This window comes from Gluconobacter sp. R75690 (assembly GCF_015244525.1).
Taxonomy (GTDB): Bacteria; Pseudomonadota; Alphaproteobacteria; order Acetobacterales; family Acetobacteraceae; genus Gluconobacter; species Gluconobacter potus.
Window position 1 is genome coordinate 132,594 of the sequence record NZ_JABCQB010000001.1, and the last position, 18,098, is coordinate 150,691.

Annotated in this window: 17 protein-coding genes; 10 read left to right on the forward strand and 7 right to left on the reverse strand. The window is 61.6% G+C overall.

Going from position 1 to position 18,098, the window contains the following annotated elements:
* The first annotated feature begins 14 nt into the window (after nt 1-14).
* Nucleotides 15-575 (forward strand): phosphatase PAP2 family protein, encoded by a 561-nt coding sequence (locus tag HKD27_RS00625; protein ID WP_228518254.1) that lies wholly within the window; start codon nt 15-17, stop codon nt 573-575.
* 24 nt (nt 576-599) lie between these two features.
* Here HKD27_RS00625 and HKD27_RS00630 read toward each other — a convergent pair whose 3' ends face one another.
* From HKD27_RS00630 to HKD27_RS00640, 3 genes are all read right to left on the reverse strand, one after another.
* Complete coding sequence (locus HKD27_RS00630; protein WP_194688379.1) at nt 600-1,958, reverse strand: chloride channel protein; 1,359 nt, start codon at nt 1,956-1,958, stop codon at nt 600-602.
* Nucleotides 1,959-2,240: 282 nt separating this feature from the next.
* On the reverse strand, nt 2,241-3,134 hold the full coding sequence (locus HKD27_RS00635) for a cation diffusion facilitator family transporter (protein ID WP_041111940.1): 894 nt from the start codon (nt 3,132-3,134) through the stop codon (nt 2,241-2,243).
* A gap of 9 nt (nt 3,135-3,143) precedes the next feature.
* Entirely contained in the window at nt 3,144-4,199 is a 1,056-nt protein-coding gene (locus HKD27_RS00640) for a cation diffusion facilitator family transporter (RefSeq protein WP_194688268.1), read from the reverse strand.
* Nucleotides 4,200-4,358: 159 nt separating this feature from the next.
* On the opposite strand from HKD27_RS00640, the gene HKD27_RS00645 reads away from it, so the two are divergent.
* From HKD27_RS00645 to HKD27_RS00655, 3 genes are all read left to right on the forward strand, one after another.
* A complete protein-coding gene (locus HKD27_RS00645) occupies nt 4,359-4,940 on the forward strand; it encodes a DJ-1/PfpI family protein (RefSeq protein WP_062497638.1) in 582 nt (193 codons plus the stop codon).
* 64 nt (nt 4,941-5,004) lie between these two features.
* Nucleotides 5,005-5,622 carry a TIGR00645 family protein gene (locus tag HKD27_RS00650; RefSeq protein WP_194688267.1) on the forward strand — a complete coding sequence of 206 codons (618 nt, stop codon included), beginning with the start codon at nt 5,005-5,007 and terminating at the stop codon, nt 5,620-5,622.
* Nucleotides 5,622-7,235: an NAD(P)/FAD-dependent oxidoreductase gene (locus tag HKD27_RS00655; RefSeq protein WP_194688266.1), complete on the forward strand. Its 1,614-nt coding sequence runs from the start codon at nt 5,622-5,624 to the stop codon at nt 7,233-7,235. The genes HKD27_RS00650 and HKD27_RS00655 overlap by 1 nt, the downstream gene beginning before the upstream one ends.
* On the opposite strand, the gene HKD27_RS00660 is transcribed toward HKD27_RS00655, so the two are convergent.
* Nucleotides 7,232-8,515 (reverse strand): MFS transporter, encoded by a 1,284-nt coding sequence (locus HKD27_RS00660; RefSeq protein ID WP_194688265.1) that lies wholly within the window; start codon nt 8,513-8,515, stop codon nt 7,232-7,234. The two genes, HKD27_RS00655 and HKD27_RS00660, sit on opposite strands and share 4 nt — an antisense overlap.
* Before the next feature lie 262 nt (nt 8,516-8,777).
* On the opposite strand from HKD27_RS00660, the gene HKD27_RS00665 reads away from it, so the two are divergent.
* Entirely contained in the window at nt 8,778-9,779 is a 1,002-nt protein-coding gene (locus tag HKD27_RS00665; RefSeq protein WP_228518253.1) for an EAL domain-containing protein, read from the forward strand.
* Between the two features lie 64 nt (nt 9,780-9,843).
* Here HKD27_RS00665 and HKD27_RS00670 read toward each other — a convergent pair whose 3' ends face one another.
* Together HKD27_RS00670 and HKD27_RS00675 are read right to left on the reverse strand one after the other, a co-directional pair.
* Complete coding sequence (locus tag HKD27_RS00670) at nt 9,844-10,242, reverse strand: YidB family protein (protein ID WP_194688264.1); 399 nt, start codon at nt 10,240-10,242, stop codon at nt 9,844-9,846.
* Nucleotides 10,243-10,405: 163 nt separating this feature from the next.
* Complete coding sequence (locus tag HKD27_RS00675) at nt 10,406-11,110, reverse strand: pirin family protein (protein ID WP_194688263.1); 705 nt, start codon at nt 11,108-11,110, stop codon at nt 10,406-10,408.
* A 99-nt stretch (nt 11,111-11,209) separates the two neighbouring features.
* On the opposite strand from HKD27_RS00675, the gene HKD27_RS00680 reads away from it, so the two are divergent.
* Both HKD27_RS00680 and hemA read left to right on the forward strand, forming a co-directional pair.
* Nucleotides 11,210-12,169, forward strand: a complete 960-nt coding sequence (locus HKD27_RS00680; protein WP_194688262.1) for a LysR family transcriptional regulator — start codon at nt 11,210-11,212, stop codon at nt 12,167-12,169.
* Nucleotides 12,166-13,383 (forward strand): 5-aminolevulinate synthase, encoded by a 1,218-nt coding sequence (gene hemA, locus HKD27_RS00685; RefSeq protein WP_194264264.1) that lies wholly within the window; start codon nt 12,166-12,168, stop codon nt 13,381-13,383. Before HKD27_RS00680 ends, hemA begins: the two co-directional genes overlap by 4 nt.
* 120 nt (nt 13,384-13,503) lie before the next feature.
* Here the strand turns inward: hemA and HKD27_RS00690 are convergent, their stop codons facing one another.
* On the reverse strand, nt 13,504-15,372 hold the full coding sequence (locus HKD27_RS00690; RefSeq protein WP_194688261.1) for a Hint domain-containing protein: 1,869 nt from the start codon (nt 15,370-15,372) through the stop codon (nt 13,504-13,506).
* Between the two features lie 427 nt (nt 15,373-15,799).
* Here HKD27_RS00690 and HKD27_RS00695 point away from each other — a divergent pair, with 427 nt between their 5' ends.
* The 3 genes from HKD27_RS00695 to purF are packed head-to-tail and all read left to right on the forward strand — an operon-like array spanning nt 15,800 to nt 18,030.
* On the forward strand, nt 15,800-16,000 hold the full coding sequence (locus HKD27_RS00695; RefSeq protein ID WP_228124493.1) for a hypothetical protein: 201 nt from the start codon (nt 15,800-15,802) through the stop codon (nt 15,998-16,000).
* Between the two features lies 1 nt (nt 16,001).
* Nucleotides 16,002-16,565: a CvpA family protein gene (locus HKD27_RS00700; RefSeq protein ID WP_062497527.1), complete on the forward strand. Its 564-nt coding sequence runs from the start codon at nt 16,002-16,004 to the stop codon at nt 16,563-16,565.
* A 25-nt stretch (nt 16,566-16,590) separates the two neighbouring features.
* A complete protein-coding gene (gene purF, locus HKD27_RS00705; protein ID WP_194264261.1) occupies nt 16,591-18,030 on the forward strand; it encodes an amidophosphoribosyltransferase in 1,440 nt (479 codons plus the stop codon).
* Nucleotides 18,031-18,098 lie beyond the last annotated feature (68 nt).

Below are 18,098 nucleotides of genomic sequence, written 5' to 3' on the forward strand. Positions count from 1 at the left end.
ACTGGCGCAGAGCGATGCGGATCTGGACCCTGCGCATCTGGTCCGGGACTTCTCCTGTGCGGCCAGGTTTCGAGATCGATCTGGCAAAGGCGCCGCATCTGGCCCGCGTGCTGGAGCGGATCCGACATGCTGTCGGACACCGGACATCGGACGTGAAGAAATACTGGCACCGTACGCGGCCGTTCGTGGGCACGAACCTGCCGATCTGCACGTCTCCTGAAGGGCTTGGGCTGAATTCGTCCTATCCGTCAGGTCATACGACGGCGGGATACGGGATGGCGCTGCTTCTGGCGCATCTAATGCCGGAACATGCCTCGGCCATTCTCCAGCGCGGGCGTGTGTTCGGGGAAAGCCGGATCGTCTGCGGGGCGCACTGGAAGTCGGATGTTCAGGCGGGATATCTGAATGCGTCCTCGCTCATGGACGTGCTGCTGGCACAGCCGGAACTTCAGGACGATCTGGCGGCAGCGCGTCAGGACCTGCTGGCCATGCAGGGAACGGCCCCGGCTCCTGAAGCGGGGACGTGTGCCGTCGAGCATGACGCAGCAATTCATTCCCTGCTCAGCGAACCGTAAGTTCGTGATCAGTGCCCTGAGAGATCAGGGCACTGGTTTCCTGTCTGCTGGTGGCGGGTGATTGCGGTGAGCGGCTCGGTCATTGGCTTCCATGAAGCGGTCGGCCAGGCTGCTGTACAGTGAATGCGGGCAGATCATTTTTGATACGCCGAACGCCAAGAAGGAGGTGGCCAGCAGGGCTAGCGTGACCTGCTGGTTGTCGCACATTTCCATAACGATGATCGTCGCGGTCAGAGGTGACTGCGACATGCCACAGAAATAGGCCACAGTGCCGAGAAGTACGACCGCGCCGGGCGTGGTGTGGGGGAGGAACTGTTCCACCCATCCGCCGATCCCCGCCCCGATGGCGAGCGAGGGCGCGAACATGCCGCCCGGGATGCCGGAGCAGTACGAGACGATCATCGCCAGATATTTGAGGATGAAGAACGAGGCCGGGTAGTGCTCGGTGCCATTGAAAATGGCGCGGGCCTGATCATAGCCCGTGCCATAAGTCGCGCCCTTGGAAACAAGGCCGATCAGGGCCAGCACGAAGCCGCAGGCTGCGGCAAAGGTGATCGGGCGTTTGGCGGCGAACTGTCCCACCGGGCCTGGAATCCCGCGCGAGGCTTTGATGAGAATGGCCGAGAAGCTGCCCCCTGCGAGGCCGCCGAGAATGCCGCAGGTCAGCACCGCGATCCATGCCGTGCCGACCGGAACGTCCACATCCGCATGGCCGAAATAAGTGTAGTTCCCGATCAGCGCGATGGCGGTGACACCGGACAGGACCACGACGGTCAGGGTACGCCCCGAGGCCTTCTGCTCGAAGGAGTGGGACAGCTCTTCGATGGCGAACATGATGCCTGCGAGCGGCGTGTTGAAGGCGGCGGCCATGCCGGCCGCACCACCGGCCAGGATCATGCTGCGCCGTGCGGTGATGTTCGACTGTCCAAGCAGGCGTGAGAAGGCGTGCATGATGGACGCGCCAACCTGAACGCTGGGGCCTTCACGACCGATGGAGGCACCGCAGATCAGCCCGAAAGACGTCAGCAGGATCTTGCCGAGGGACGTCTTGAGGGACAGGACGCGGTCCACGACGGCAACGTTCTCGATGTGCAGTGTCGCGATCGTCTGGGGGATGCCGGAACCCTGTGCGCCCTTGAAGATGGTGCGTGTGGCCCAGGTAATGAGGGCGAGGCCCGCGGGGGCGACAACCAGCATGGCGGTGGGATGCCAGCCCACAATCTGATGGCGCACACCTGCCGCCCAGTCACCCAGCCGGGCGAACAGGACCGCCACGATGCCGACCAGAACCGCACCCACCCAGTAGACCGCCGTGCGGCGCCACTGGTGCGTCGTGACCTTCGCCGAGCGTCGCAGATGCAGGATGCGGTCCTTGCGGCGCATGGCATGCTGCGAGGAGCGGGCCTCCGGGATGGGAGGCTCGGGCGGGACGGCGGCGACGGGTGAAGGAGGCGGTGTATCAGCCAATATTCGGACGTCCGGGAGGGAGGGGCAGGGTGTGGAAGAGACGCCCGGTTCAGGCCCGTGCGCTGATGTTCTGCACGTGCCATTAACGCGGGAAAGGGGTCAAGAGTTCTTGCCCGATGGGGTGCAGGGGACTTAATCCGTTGAGAGCTGTGTCATAAACCGCACAGTCTGATGCGGATTCTCCGCAGTCGCGGTGGGTCAGGTCAGGACGAGCGCGCCGGAATGCTTGGCCTTGTCTTCGGGCTCGACATGAATGTGGATGGAGGCGCGGCCGAGCTCGGAACGGATGGCGGCCTCGATCTGGTCGCAGATCTCATGGGCGTCGTGGACCGTAAGCGTGCTCGGGACCACGAGGTGGAACTCCACGAAAGACAGGGCGCCGACCTTGCGGATGCGCAGGTCATGGGCTTCGAGAGCCCCTGTGGCGCTCTCGGAAATCACGGCCTTGACCGCATCCATCTGCTCGGGCGACGGCGCTTCGTCCATCAGCCCGGACAGGGAGTGCTTCATCATGGAGAAGCCCGCGCGCATGACGTTCAGCGCCACCAGTGCGGACAGCACGGCATCAAGACGGTCCCATTTGAGCAGCGGGATCAGCGAGACACCGATCACGAGCGCGATCGTGGCCCAGACATCCGAGACCACATGCTCGCCCGCAGCCTGAAGGGCCTGTGAGGACTGCTTTCGGCCAACCGTGATCAGGGTGCGGCCCCAGACGAGATTGACCAGACCGGCCAGCGCATTGAGCGCCACACCGGAGAAGGGGGCGTTGACCGGCTCGGGGTGGCGCCAGTCATGAATGGCGATGACCAGAATGCCGATGGCCGTGAGGACAACCAGCACGCCTTCGATGACGGCGGATAGATATTCCGCCTTGCCGTGGCCGTAAGGATGGTTGTCGTCGGCTGGCAGGGCCGCGACGGACATGGCCCAGAGCGTGCCGACGGCTGCGACGACATTCAGGATGGTCTCGATCGCGTCCGAAAGCAGGGCTTCCGAGCCCGAGACCACATAGGCCGCGTATTTGATGGCCAGCACCACCACACTCAGCACGATGGAGGCGCGGGCGACCTTGATGCGGGTGGATGTCATGACGGGTCCTCAGCAGCAGGGCTGGTGCGTGTCGCAGACTGAGGGCTGGGTTTCAAGCTGGAAAGTGGGATGGGCAATGTCAAAACGCGTCCGGACAAGCTCTGCGGCGCGGGCGATGACCAGATCCGTGCTGACGGGTTTCGTGGGATCGCAGACGAGATGGACGGTCAGGGCAGTCTCGGTCGTGCTCATGGCCCAGATGTGCAGGTGATGCAGTCCGGAGACGCCATCAAGCGACAGGAGAGCGGCCTGCACGGCATCAGGATCGATCCCCGCCGGGACAGCATCAAGCGCCAGATCCAGCGAGCTCCGCAGTAGCGACCACGTCCCGATCACGATCGAAACCGATACGATCAGGCTCATGATCGGGTCGATGATCGTATAGCCCGTGAACGCGATCAGCAGTCCCGCGATGACGACCGAAAAGGCCATGACCGCATCGGCCGCCATGTGCAGGAACGCGCCGCGCACGTTGAGATCGCTCGAGGCGCCTTTCATGAAAAGCAGGGCTGTCACGGCATTGACCGCAATCCCCACCAGCGCGACCCAGCTGATGACCTCGCCCTGGACATTCTGGTGCGAGAACAGTCGCAGGACGGATTCCCAGACGATGCCACCCGTGACGAGCAGCAGGATCGTGGCGTTCGCGAGGGCCGAGAGGATCGTCGAGCGGCGCAGGCCGTAGGTGAAACGCGCACTGGACGGGCGTGTGGCCAGAACCTGCGCCAGCCAGGCCCCGGCGAGACCGAGCACGTCGGACAGATTGTGTCCCGCATCGGCCAGCAGGGACATGGAGTGGGCCCAAACGCCCCACAGGGCCTCCCCCGCGACATAGGCCGTGTTCAGAAGAATGCCGATGGCAAAGGCCGTGCCGAAACTCGCAGGGGCATGAACATGGGCATGTCCGAATCCGAAACCGTGACTGTGCCCGTCGCAATGGTCGTGATCATGGTGATGGTCATCATGATCATGGTCCGCATGATCATGTGCGTGATGCTCATGCGGAAGGGTGGTGCCATGATGATCGTGATCGCAGGCGCAGTCGTGATGGGGATCCGGGGTCATGGAGGCCAGTGCTGTGAGAAGTGAAAGCCGACCTTACTGCATGTGAGGCGGCCGTCCCATATCTATTGCCGAACCGTGCATGGCATGGTGTCGTGACTGATATGAACGGCAGCGCTCCTGATGCGTCAGGATGCGCACATGAAGAAGGAGAAAGAGACGATGGCTGAAAAGCGTATTCTCATGATCGCGGGTGATTTCGTCGAGGACTATGAAATCATGGTGCCGTTCCAGATGCTGCTTCTGGTCGGGCACAAGGTCGATGTCGTCTCGCCGGGCAAGAAAGCCGGAGAACAGGTCGCAACGGCCATTCATGATTTCGAGGGGCACCAGACCTATACCGAAAAGCGCGGCCATAACTTCACGCTGAATGCGACCTATGCGGGCGTGACGGCCGACGCCTATGACGCGCTGGTTATTCCGGGTGGTCGCGCGCCGGAACAGCTCAGCACCGATGAGAGCGTCCTGGATCTGGTCCGCGCTTTCGTCGAGAGTGGCAAGCCGGTCGCGGCTGTCTGTCATGGCCCGCAGCTTCTGGCGGCAGCAGGTGTCATCAAGGGGAAGAAGATCTCGGCCTATCCGGCCTGCCGGGCAGAAGTGCTGCTCGCTGGTGCCGAATACCAGTCCGTCCCGATGGATGGTGCGGTGACGGACGGGCAGTTCGTGACGGGGCCGGCCTGGCCCGCGCATCCCGCCTGGATCGGGCAGTTCCTCAAGGTTCTGGGTACGCAGATCACGCCGTAAGGGATTCACGCCCAGCGTTCACAACACTGTGGCGAAACGCGGCCTGAAATCGTAGAGAGGGAGCATGACGACTTCCTCTCCTTCTCCCGATCAGCAGCCCAGACGACGCACCGGCAGTTTTGGCCGTGCGGAAGGCCTCATGGAGCGCGCGTTTTTCGCGACACGCTGGATTGCGGCGCCGCTCTATTTCGGCCTGACGGTCGGTCTGCTTCTGGTGGCCTTCAAGTTCTTCCAGCAGCTGATCGGGCTGGTGCTGAAAGCCTCAGGGCTGGATTTCGACGACGTGTTCGTCGGCGTCCTGGACCTGATCGATCTGGTTCTGCTGGCCAATCTTCTGCTGATCGTCATGTTCTCGGGTTACGAGAACTTCGTCTCCCGTCTCGATATCCGCACGCATGAAGATTATCCGAGCTGGATCGGGCATGTCACGTTCGGGGACATCAAGATCAAGCTCATGGCCTCGATCGTGGCCATGTCCGCGATCCATGTGCTGGCGGACTTCATCCGCGTGGACGAGACCTCGACGCGCGCTCTGGAATGGAGCGTGGGCATCCATCTCGCCTTCGTCGTCTCCGGTGTGCTGATGGCCATTATGGACCGGATCATGGAAGGTTCGCCGGACACGCATCACGCTGACCCTGCGCCGACTGTCTCGAAAACGGCAGGGGACGGGCACCACTGATGATCCGCATTACCGAACTGCGCCTGCCGCTGGATCATCCGGAGGAGGCGCTGCGTGAGGCCGTGCTTGCGCGTCTGAACATTCCTGCCGAGGACCTCAAGTCCCTGCACGTTGCGCGTCGTGGATACGATGCCCGCAAGCGCGGCCATATCGTGCTGGTCTATAATGTGGACTGCGATGTTGCCGACGAAGCCGCAGTACTGGCAGCGCATGAGGGCGACCAGCATGTGCGGCCGACGCCGGACACGACCTATCATCCGCCGGAAGCGACGCTGCCTGAAGGCATGCCGCGACCCGTCGTGATCGGCGCGGGACCGTGCGGGATCATGGCGGCGCTGACGCTGGCGCAGGCCGGGCTGAAACCCATCATCATCGAGCGCGGCAAGGATGTGAAGGCGCGGACAGTTGATACGTTCGCCCTGTGGCGCAAATCCGTCCTGACGCCTGAAAGCAACGTGCAGTTCGGCGAAGGTGGGGCGGGGACGTTCTCGGACGGCAAGCTCTATTCCGGCGTTTCGGACCCGCGGCATCTGGGGCGGCATGTTCTGGAAGAATTCGTACGGGCGGGAGCGCCGGAAGAAATCCTGACCATTTCCAAGCCGCATATCGGCACGTTCCGTCTGGTCACGATGGTCATGTTCATCCGCGCTGAGATCGAGCGGCTGGGCGGCGAGTACCGTTTCGAGACCCGTGTTGAAGGGTTCGAGATGGAAGGCGCGGGCACGGAGCGTCGTCTGCGCGGCCTGCGTCTGTCCACTGGCGAAACGCTGCCGGCGGAACGCGTCATTCTGGCTGTCGGACATTCGGCGCGTGACACGTTCGAAATGCTGCGTGAAGCGCATGTGGAAATGGACGCCAAGCCGTTCTCCATCGGTGTGCGTATCGAACATCCGCAGTCAGTGATCGACGTGGTCCGTTTCGGGGCCAGCGCCGGGCATGAAATGCTGGGGGCGGCGGATTACAAACTCGTCCATCATGCGTCGAATGGCCGTGCGGTCTATTCGTTCTGCATGTGCCCGGGAGGGCAGGTCGTGGCGGCGACGTCCGAGGAAGGGCAGGTCGTCACCAACGGAATGAGCCAGTATTCGCGGGCCGAGCGCAATGCCAATAGCGGCATCGTCGTCGAGGTGAAGCCGGAACTGGATTTTCCGGATGACGTGCTGGGCGGCGTGGCCTTCCAGCGGCATTGGGAAAAAGCGGCATTTGTCGCGGGCGGCAGCAACTACAACGCGCCGGCCCAGCGGGTTGGGGACTTTCTGGCAGAACGTCCGTCCACGTCTCTCGGTGCGGTTGTGCCGTCCTACCAGCCGGGTGTGACACCGACGGATCTGACGCAATGTCTGCCGGCTTTCGTGACGGATGCCATCCGCGAGGCCCTGCCGCAGTTCGAGCGCAAACTGCGCGGATTTTCGATGGAAGATGCGGTCATGACCGGCGTGGAAACGCGGACGTCCTCTCCCATCCGGCTACGTCGTGACCGTGAAGGACAGAGCCCAACACTGCGCGGGCTGTTTCCGGCCGGTGAGGGCGCAGGATATGCGGGTGGGATCCTGTCCGCCGGGATTGATGGCATCCGCGCGGCGGAGTGGCTGGCGGCCTCTCTCTCTCTTTAAGAGGCCGTTTCGTCGCCTTCCATGTGCTCGCCCGGAAGTTCTTTCGGGCGGATGAGGGCGATGGCGCCGGTCACAAGGCTGGTGCCCAGCACAAAGATTTCCGCTGACAGTGGCAGGGTCAGGGCCGTCGGGCCGAACATGGGCACGAATTTCTGCGCCATGCCCTGTCCGATGGAGCCGAGCGCATAGCCCAGCCCCATGCCGAAGCTGCGGGTGTCGGATGGAAAGCGCTGCGCCAGATAATGCGGAACAAGGGCGAAGATACCCGAAGCGGCCCCACCCATGACGAAGGCGGCAATCAGCAGCATGTTCCAGGATGGGGCGCTCAGGAACGGCCAGATCGTCAGCATTACGACAACCAGCGCACTGAGCATGACGCGGACTTCCCCGAACCGCTCAGCCAGCCAGCCGCAGAAAACCTTTCCGCCGAACGATCCGATGCAGTAGAGCGTGACCGGCCAGAAGACCGCCTGCTGCGTCAGGTGATGACTGCCACGCAGAATCGTCGGATAATAGGTGTAGATCGCGGCTTTCTGGAATTCGAGAAAGCTCATGAACGCAATGGCCTGAAAGGCTGCGCCTGTCAGACGGAATTTCGGACGCAGCTGGGGTGGGGCGTGCTCCTTTCGTCCCTGTGCCAGGCGTGCTTCGCGGTTGCGAAGCCACACCGGACTTTCGGGTACGCCGATCCGGATGAACAGCGCCAGCGCGGCGGGTGCCAGACCGATGAAGAACAGAACGCGCCAGCCGTAATGCGGCAGGACCAGAGCCTGCACGCCGGCCGCGACGAAATAGCCGACTTCATATCCGGACATCATGAGGGCGGAGGCCATGGGGCGGGTCCAGGCGGGAACGCTTTCCATCAGAAGCGCGGCCGAGGCGGTCCATTCGCCGCCAAAGCCGATTCCGAACATGAACTGCACGGCCATGAGCACATAAAAGTGATGGGAGAGGCCAGTCAGGGCGGAAAAGACCGCAAACCAGACCACGCCAAGCATGAAGGCCGGCTTGCGACCGTAGCGGTCGGCCAGCCATCCCCAGCCGGTATTCCCGACGGCCCGGCCGATGGACTGCCCCATCAGAACGGCCCCCAGATCGGCGATCGTGCACCCGAAATCATGGGCGATGTCCGGCAGCGTGAACATGAGCGTCGTCTGGTCGAAAGCGTCCAGGAACCAGCCCAGAAAAGACGCAAAAGTGACCTGCCAGTAGGGCAGGAGGGCCCTCAGGGAGCCTTGGGAAGAAGATGTTACGGCGGAGCGGGTGGTGGCATCCGTCATGCAGAATGGGTCCTGTTCCGGCATCGGAGAGAAGCCGTGCCGAAGGGGTGTCACAGGCCCGGAAGAACATCCGGGCGGGAAACCGTAACAGCTTTGTCCGGATTGATCGAACGAAGAGTTCGGGCCGCCAGAAAATGGATAGGCCGGGCGGGTATGAGAGCGCGACGTGTGTCCGGATCGCGCCATAAAAACCCATCCCATTAAGGAAAAATTAGGCTGTTGAGCCGCATTGTCCCCGACATGAAGAACGGAGGTGTCCGCATTGGATGATCTAGGACAGGGAGCGACTTCGGTGCCGGTCGCCCCTCAGGACCTGCATGCCGGCCGGACAGTCATGACAGAAGGACTGTCCGAACTGCCGAAAGGCAAGACCGGCCACGCCTTACCCATGACTGCGTCCAGCGCAGGGATGTTCGCAACGACGTTAAGGAGCCGGAGAGCACGCCAGAAAAGTGCGCTGCCCCCTCTGCGATGGCTGCCGCGCTTTGTGGTGGGACGCAGTGGAGCAGACAAGGTGATCGGGGCGCAGGTGGACATGAGCCAGCTCTGGCTTTCGGTTCCGCGCCGGACCCTGCGCAAGAGCCGGCGCAAGAGCTTGGGCCAGCAGCAGCGGGAATTTGACTCGGATCTGCTGGGGAATGCCTGTGCACAGGCTGCGACCTGGCCGGAGGGCATGCGGCTGATGGTCTCGCTGGAAGACGATCAGGCACCGGATGGAGATTTCAACAACCGCCTGAATACCGTTCTTCAGGACAGCGGTTTTCCGGTCAGCCGACTTGATCTCGTGTTTCAGGAAAGCGGTCTGGCGCAGGACGACAAGGAAACCTGTTACACACTGTCAGCGCTGCGCGATCAGGGATGCCAGATTTTTCTGGGTGGGTTTGGCAGTGCACCTTCCAGTCTGAGTCTTCTGCGGGAACGTGCGATGGGAGGATTGCTGGACGGGGTCCAGTTCGACGCGTCCGTGCTCGCACCCTCCGGCATGACCTGGCGTCAGTCCGGCGATGCTCCGCTGCTGGATGAATCCGCCACGGTCTTTTACCGCGCAGCTCTGGAGACCGTGAAGGCACTGGGCCTGAAAGTCCGCAGTATCGGCGTGGATATCCCGGATCTTCTGGCTTTCGTACAGAAAGTCGGATGTGTCGAAGCCTCCGGAACCGTGCTGGCTGCACCGGAAACGACGGCACAGATCAGCGAGCGGTTCGAGGAAACCGCGGGGCGTCCGCGCCGTCGTCGCATGGCAAGAACGGCGGAAGGTCTCTGAGGAGACCTCCCGCCATATTGGCCGGAAAGGAACAGGACCGCCTGTCAGAACGGGAGAGGATCGTTCAGTTGATCCTGCACTGGTAACTGAAGAGACGTTCCGGATTTTCCCGAAGCATGGAGGCCAGCATCGGCAGCACTTCGGTCAGTGCCGTCTCAACGGCTTCGGGCGACTGGCCGGTCTGGTCACAGATAGAGTTCAGCCGCTTTTCCCCCATGAGGTCCTCGACCTGTTCGGGTGACAAGGGCGTTGAAGGCGGAAGCCGGATTTCACTGATGGTGGTGGCGAACTGGCAGTCCTCCTTCATCATCTTGATGGTGACTTCCGTCAGGCCGGAACGATCCGTGCTTGCGCCGCTCAGCCAGTCACCGAAACGGGTGAACACGGATGTTGTGGCCTGGGCTTCGGTCTGGCCTTTGCCGAATACCGGAGACTTGGTTGTGAATGTATTCTGAACGGTCATTGTCAGGCTCCTTCATCTCAGGAGAAAACGGGCCTTTGCCGGGCTGGTGGCCCTGCGATCACAACGCCCTTCAGGACTGAAGGCTGCGCGACCGGGACAACACCTTTCTGTGTGATCTGTCACAGAATATCCAGGTGTTGTCACAATCCGCCGCCTGGCCGTTTCAGCGGAGCGAGGCGCTTTCCACGAGAACAATTTCCGCGTCTTCCAGCGCAGTGATCGTGAAGCGCTCCACGTCATGAATTGCTGCGCCATCCCGGTGTCCGACGGTCCGGCCATCGATTTCCACGCTGCCGGTGGCGGGGACGAAATAGGAAAACATGCTGCGATCCGTCTCGTAAGTCAGCGTCTCTCCAGCTTTCAGCGTCGCTCCGAGAACCCGGCCGCGGGTGCGGATCGGTAGTGCCTTGTCTTCCGGAAAGCCGGATGCGAGGGGAACGAAGCGCCCGTTGCGCTCATGCCGGGGAAAAGGACGTGTGCCCCAGGACGGCGTACCGCCCGTTTCATCCGGGATCAGCCAGATCTGGAACAGCGTCGTGGCTTCGTCATCCCGGTTGAATTCGGAATGGATGATGCCGCTTCCTGCTGACATGACCTGCACATCGCCTGCTTCGGTGCGGCCACGGTTGCCGAGGCTGTCTTCATGCGTGATGGCGCCCGTGCGGACATAGGTGATGATTTCCATGTCGCGATGGGGATGCGCGCCAAAGCCGTTATGGGGCGCGATGCGGTCGTCGTTCCAGACGCGCAGGCGTCCCCAGTGCATGCGGTTGCGGTCGTGATAGTCCGAGAAGGAAAAATGATAGTGGGCGTCGAGCCAGCCATGGTTGGCATGACCGAGGCTTTTGAAAGGTCTGATGTCCAGCATGGGATCATGCTCCTGAATTGATGTCCTGTCGTAGATAATGGGGTATGGACAGGATGAAGAAAACGGAAAGGATGGAAATGTGAAGTTTCTGAAAACGGCATGACCGGTCTGCCCGACTTCGAAGGCTGGGCCGTTTTCGCGCGGGTTGCGGAAAGCGGGTCCTTTGCTGCTGCCGCGCGCTCCCTTGGGCTGTCGGCCCCCACGGTGTCCAAGATCATGGGGCGGCTGGAACATCGTCTGGGAGCGACGCTGTTCCAGCGCAGTGCGCGCCATCTTTCCCTGACGGCCGAGGGTGCGGAATGTCTGGATCGGGCGCGCCGCATCCTGTCGGAAGGAGAGGGGCTGGAAACCGAACTTCGTGAAGGAACGGCGACGCCACGCGGCATGATCCGGCTGGCAGCGCCCATGACGTTTGGCCGCGAGGTGCTCGGCCCGGCATTGCCCGGATTTCTGGAACAGTATCCGGACATCACGCTGGAGATGGATCTGGATGACGGAGTCGTGGATCTGCTCGGCGGCAGGTTTGAAGCAGCAGTCCGGATCACGTCCGGCCTACTGCGCCCGGCAGTGTCGGGACAGGCGTTTCTGCTGTGCCGGTCCGTGACGCGGCTTGTGTGTTCGGAGCAGTTTCGTGCGCGATTGGGGGAGGTGGGAAATCCCGAAGATCTGGCAGGGCAGCCGGGGCTTCTTTACACCAATGCGGCCGTTCCGGATTTCCTGCGCCTCAGGCACACCGATGGTCGTCAGGCGTCTGTCCGGCTGAAGGGGCGGGTGAGTGCCAATAGCGGAGACATGCTCCTGCCGGCCATCCGGGCCGGACTGGGGATCGCGCTTCTGCCCGATTTCATGCTGAGGCCGGATCTGGAAAGCGGCCGGATTGTGGAAGTGCTGCCCGGCTGGACAGGAGCCGAACTGTCCGTCTGGTTCATCATCACGGGCTGCGGAGCCACACGGACGCAGATGTCGGCAAGACTGCGGGTTCTGCTGGCTTATCTGGAGAGAGTGCTTGGCGAGATCGTGTCACAGGATTACAGTGCCGGGCAGGAGAAAACGCGATGAACTATGATGCGATGTTTCAGTCCGCCCTTGACGGTCTGCATGCGGATGGCAGCTACCGTTACTTTGCGGATCTGGAACGCCGGGCTGGTAACTTCCCCAAGGCTTTCCATCATGGCCTGGGCCGTGATGTCACGGTCTGGTGCTCCAACGACTATCTCGGCATGGGACAGCACCCTGAAGTCCTGACGGCCATGCACACAGCGCTGGACGAAACAGGCGCCGGAGCAGGCGGAACCCGCAATATTTCCGGCACCAACCACTATCATGTGGAGCTGGAAAAAGAGCTCGCCTCCCTGCACGGCAAGGAAAGCGCGCTGCTTTTCAACTCCGGTTACCTGTCGAACTGGGTGACGCTCGGGACCATCGCGGGACGACTGCGCAACTGCGTTGTGCTGTCCGATGAGCTCAATCATGCGTCCATGATCGAGGGCATCCGTCATTCCCGCGCCGAAAAGCAGATCTTCCGTCATAATGACATTGAGGATCTGGAACGTCGTCTGAAAGAACTTCCGGCGGATGTTCCGAAGATCATCGCTTTCGAGTCGGTCTATTCGATGGATGGCGATATCGCCCCGATCGAAGCCTTCTGTGATCTGGCCGACAAATACGGCGCCATGACCTATCTCGACGAGGTCCATGCCGTCGGTATGTATGGTGATCACGGCGCAGGCGTGGCTGAGAAGCTTGGTCTGTCCCATCGCCTGACGGTCATCGAGGGAACGCTGGGCAAAGGCTATGGCGTTGTGGGCGGTTATATCGCTGCTTCTGCCGCGCTCTGCGACTTCGTCCGTTCCTTCGGGTCCGGCTTCATTTTCTCCACGGCTCTTCCGCCGATGATTGCGGCCGGTGCCCTCGCCAGTGTGCGTTACCTGCGCAGCAGCAGTGCGGAGCGTGAAGGTCAGCAGCGTGCGGTCGCCTATCTGCGTCAGGCGCTGGACAAGGCCGGCATCCCGCATGTCATGAACCCGAGCCATATCGTTCCCGTCATGGTGGGCGAGGCCGAACTGTGCCGCAGCCTGTCGGACGAGCTGCTGAACCGTTTTGGCAACTACATCCAGCCGATTAACTTCCCGACCGTCCCGCGTGGCACGGAACGTCTGCGCATCACGCCGACGCCGCTGCATACGAACGAGATGATCGACGAACTGGTCGAGGCTTTGGCAACGTTGTGGCAGGAGCGTCAACTCAGGACATCCAAGTCCGCCGCGGCCTGAAACGGAACGGGGGGCGTTCGCAGGCGAACGTCCCTCCGTTCATTTCCGGAAGTGTCATGAAAAAAGGCAGACCCTTTTCAGGGCCTGCCTTTTTTGTTTCAGGTCATCCGAAGACGCGGATCAGGCTGCGGCTTGTGCCTCGGCCTGGGCGCCGTGGGAGAGGATCTGCAGGCTGAGGATGCCACCGGACATCTTCAGCGTCTGGCCAAGATCCAGACGGGCATTGCCACCGGTCCAGCGCGCATGGCTGGTTTCGATGCCCCACCATCCATCGGCATAGGGATCCGAAAGATGGGTGGAGATACGGTGCGTGCGCTCGCCGCTCCAGATCGTGACTTCGCCCACGAGAACGCCGAGCGTGCGACGATCGTCAACGAAGGGGCCGATCCGGTCAGCCGGGCGGGCGGCCTGACTGATGATGCGGACGCTCTCGCAACCTTCGGGAAGCATGAAGACAAACTGCTCACCATTGGCGCGGATCGGGTACAGGGCCGTGCCGTCTGCCAGGACGAGATGGGTCTCGCTCGTGACATCTGCCGACGGGGCCGCCTGCGGAGCGGCGTAACCCAGCGCCTCGGCGCGCAGGGCAATCGCGGCGAACAGGGGCTCGACATGCTCACGATCCGTGACCAGCGGCAGGGCAGCGTCCTTTTCCCAGCTCAGGGGGCGCAGACGGGTCACCTGGCTGCCCTGCATGAGAGTGTCCGGGCGATGGCCTGCATCCAGGAAGCTTTCCGACAGCGCACCATTCGCCACCAGAACAGAATGCTGTTCGGTTTCGATATGGTAGTAGTCGTAGTCCGTGATGGAGTGGTCATAAGCAATGCTCATGCCGTTGACCAGCATCCGGACCGGAACGAATCTGCCTTCGAGCATCATGCAATGCTCGGGCGTGACCAGCAGATCGCGGCTGGGGATACCGTCGGCCAGTGCTCCGGCGCGTACGCGCACGGGAACGGCGTCCACATCTGCATGTCCCGTCGTTCCGGTCGTCGCATGGGCGTGCCCAACGCGCAGGATCGTCTGCGTGCTGGTCGTGCCATCGGCATAGACCATGACCTGATCACCAGCTTCGAGGGTCTCGATGGCGCGTTCGCCTTTCGGCGTCAGGATCATGGTTCCGGCCAGGTAGCAGATCTGCCCGTTATAGCCGGTTGCGCCGCCAACGACGCTCCAGGTTCCATCGGCATTGTGCACGATCGTCGGCGTGCCCGGGCCGGAATTCGGACCGAAGGAGACATCTGTCAGCGTGATGCCGTTGCCATACTGATCAAGGGCAATCTTCAGCGTGTAGGTTCCGTTGCCATTGTCCGTGAACGTGGCGCTTATCGGAGCCGTGTTGCCGCTTCCAATGGTGATGACGGAAGCCGCGTCGTAACCCGTAATCGGCGTGTTCACCGTCTGGCCGTAATCGGGAAAGACGAGCTGGCTGGACGTGCCATCCACCGCGTCACGACCAAAGACGATGTTGCCGCCGGCGCTTGCATTGTTGACATAGAGCGTCGCACCGTTTTGCAGGACCGTTGTCAGGGACGAGCCCATTATGAACTGGGCATTCGTGCTGCCGAGTGTCGTTCCGTCGAGGATCAGGGTCCCCGTGCCGCTGACATTGTTGCTGTTGATCGTGACGGTCGGATTGCCGCTGATCTGCAGGGTCCCGTTCACGGTGGGGCTGCTGCCCAGATACACCGGGTTGGACGTATCGATGTCCAGGGTTCCACCCTGGGCAATCGTTATGCTGTTGGCGTTGAAGACGGTGGCTCCGGCATCCGAAGAAGTCGCCGTGACATTGAGCGTCGCGTTGGCGGCAACCGTCAGCGTGTTAAGCTGTGTCGCGCTGGCCGTCGCAAAATTGATGGTGACGGCGCTGCCATCGGGTGTGCCTGCCAGGACATCAACCCAGGCCTTGTCCTGTGGAACGTTGCCGTCGCTCCAGTTTGTCGCAGCGAACCAGTTTCCGGTTGCGCCACCGGTCCAGTAGTTTGTCATTTTTTAGAGTCCTGAGAGGTCCGGGAGCCGCTCTGCAGAAGAGGGAGTGGGTTCCAGGGCCTGGCTTGTGACGCGTTGTCTTGCGCGAAGAGTTAATTATTAGATAATTCAAGTGCAAGATCATTCGGGTTTTAAAAATGAAAACGTCGGTGACAAATCGTTAAAGTGTTATTTTTCAGTTGCTTGCGTGCAGTGCATCCGCTGCATCACAGGATGTGATGCAGGACTGGGATTTCTGTTTTTCGAAGGAAACAGAGCATGATCGGGTCAGGAAAAAACGGCGGAACGGGTTGCCTGTCAGCGGGCTTCCGACCATCATGTCGTGATGATATCACAGGAAAAATCGGTTCCCTTCCGTAAGAATCGGAAAGTAACGAAGCTTTCTCAAAGAATGGGAATTGCGGGAGCTTCCTGTGTACTGGATGTCATGATCAATGACCGGTCTGCCCTGGTCCGGGACAGCGCGGCTTTCATTGTGCTTCTGGAAAGAATCTGGAAGGCGCGCGATGTCGATGCGGGTCTGGTCTGGTCGGAGATCGACGAGCGGATCCGTCTGGCGGACGAGTTGCGTGCGAGTGGGATCCGTCCCTACAAGGGGGGCCGTTTCCGCTCGACGAAGCTGCCGTGACATGCCGCCTCTGCCAGACCTGTCCCACATCAACCCTGACGATCTGACCCGTCTCGACATCGCAGCCCTGGTCATCATGGGGCTCTCGGCGCTGTGGGGACTGACCCGGGGTTTTGCGACTGAACTGGCCGGGATTCTGGCCTGGGTTGGTGCGATTGTCCTGACCTACCGGTTTCATGGGATGCTCGAGCCTTATCTGGAGCCCTATCTGCATCAGGCGGCCCTGGCAGGGAGTGCAAGTACGACGATTCTTTTTGTTGTTGTGCTGCTGGTCTTCACCATGGTGGGCGCGCGGATCGGTTCGGCGGCGCGGGGCGTCCTGTCGGGCGGCGTGGATCGTATTCTGGGGGCCGTATTCGGTGTGGTGCGGGGTTATGTGGCCCTGATCGTGCTTTATCTGCTGGCGGGCTCTTTTTTCGGCTCGTGGATGACCTATGTGATGCAGGGAAGCCTCATCGGCCCTTACATTGCCGTCGGGGCAACCCATCTGACAGGTTATCTGCCTCATTTCCTGCAACCGCATCTTGCGTCTCCCGTCACAAGCGGCCATGAGGCGTCCTTGTGAAACCCGTCTGGAAAGGCCGCGCCGCATGACCCAGTCCGACAGTCTCAACCGCCCCTACGAAGAATGCGGGGTTTTTGGCGTCTGGGGTGTGCCTGATGCGTCCGCCCTGACGGCGCTGGGCTTGCACGCCCTGCAGCATCGCGGCCAGGAAGCCGCCGGTATCGTCAGTTTCGATGGCGAACGGTTCCACCAGCACAAAGGTCTGGGGCTGGTTGGCGACGTGTTCGGGGACAGCCGCGTCATGGCGACGCTGCCCGGCACGGTGGCCATCGGTCACAACCGCTATGCCACGACGGGCGGGACGCATGTCCGCAATGTGCAGCCGCTTTATGCCGATTATGAGTTCGGCGGTCTGGCCGTGGCGCATAACGGCAACCTGACCAATTCCGCGACCCTCAAGCAGGCGCTGGTCAAGCGTGGATGCATCTTCCATTCCTCGACGGATACGGAAGTCTTCATCCACCTGATCGCCATATCGCTCTATACGACCGTGCTCGATCGCTTCATCGATGCCGTCAAACAGGTGAAGGGTGCGTACTCGCTCATCACGCTGACGCCGGATGACGGCCTGATCGGCATGCGCGATCCGCTCGGTGTGCGTCCGCTCGTTCTCGGCCGGATGCCGGGCTATGAGCAGGGCAATGGCGGCTGGGTACTGGCGAGCGAGACCTGTGCTCTGGATATCATTGGTGCGGACTATGTCCGGGACATCGAACCCGGCGAGATCGTCGTCATCAATAATGACGGACTGCGCTCTCTGCGGCCTTTCGGGGATCAGGGCGGCCGGTTCTGCGTCTTTGAATACATTTACTTCGCGCGGCCTGATTCTGTTCTTGAAGGACAGCCGGTCTATGAGGCGCGGCGGCAGATTGGTTGCGAGCTCGCGCGGGAGAGCGCGGTCGAGGCGGATGTCGTAGTGCCGGTGCCGGATTCCGGTGTGCCGTCCGCGATCGGATATGCGGCGGAGAGCGGCATTCCGTTCGAGCTTGGCATTATCCGTAACCATTATGTGGGCCGGACCTTTATCGAGCCGACGGACCAGATCCGTAATCTTGGTGTGAAGATGAAGCACTCCGCCAACCGGCCGGTCCTGGCGGGCAAGCGCGTCATTCTGGTGGATGATTCGATCGTCCGGGGCACGACGTCACGCAAGATCGTGGACATGGTGCGTGCGGCCGGAGCGACGGAAGTGCACATGCGCATTACGTCTCCGCCGACGAAGCATGCGTGTTTCTACGGGATTGATACGCCCGAAGAGAGCAAGCTGATGGCGGCGACGCATACGCTTGAGGAAATGGCGCAGGCGATCGGTGCGGACAGTCTGGCCTTTGTCAGCTTCGACGGGCTTTACCGGGCGCTGGGTCATGCCAACCGGGCCGAGGGCGCGCGCCGTTACTGCGATGCATGCTTCACCGGGGATTACCCGATCGAACTGGTGGACAAGGAAGGCAAGCTGGTCGCGTAAGACCGGATTTTCCCCGGAGAACACAAAACCGGAGAACACAAAAAAGGCGCCGGACCGCAGGTCTGGCG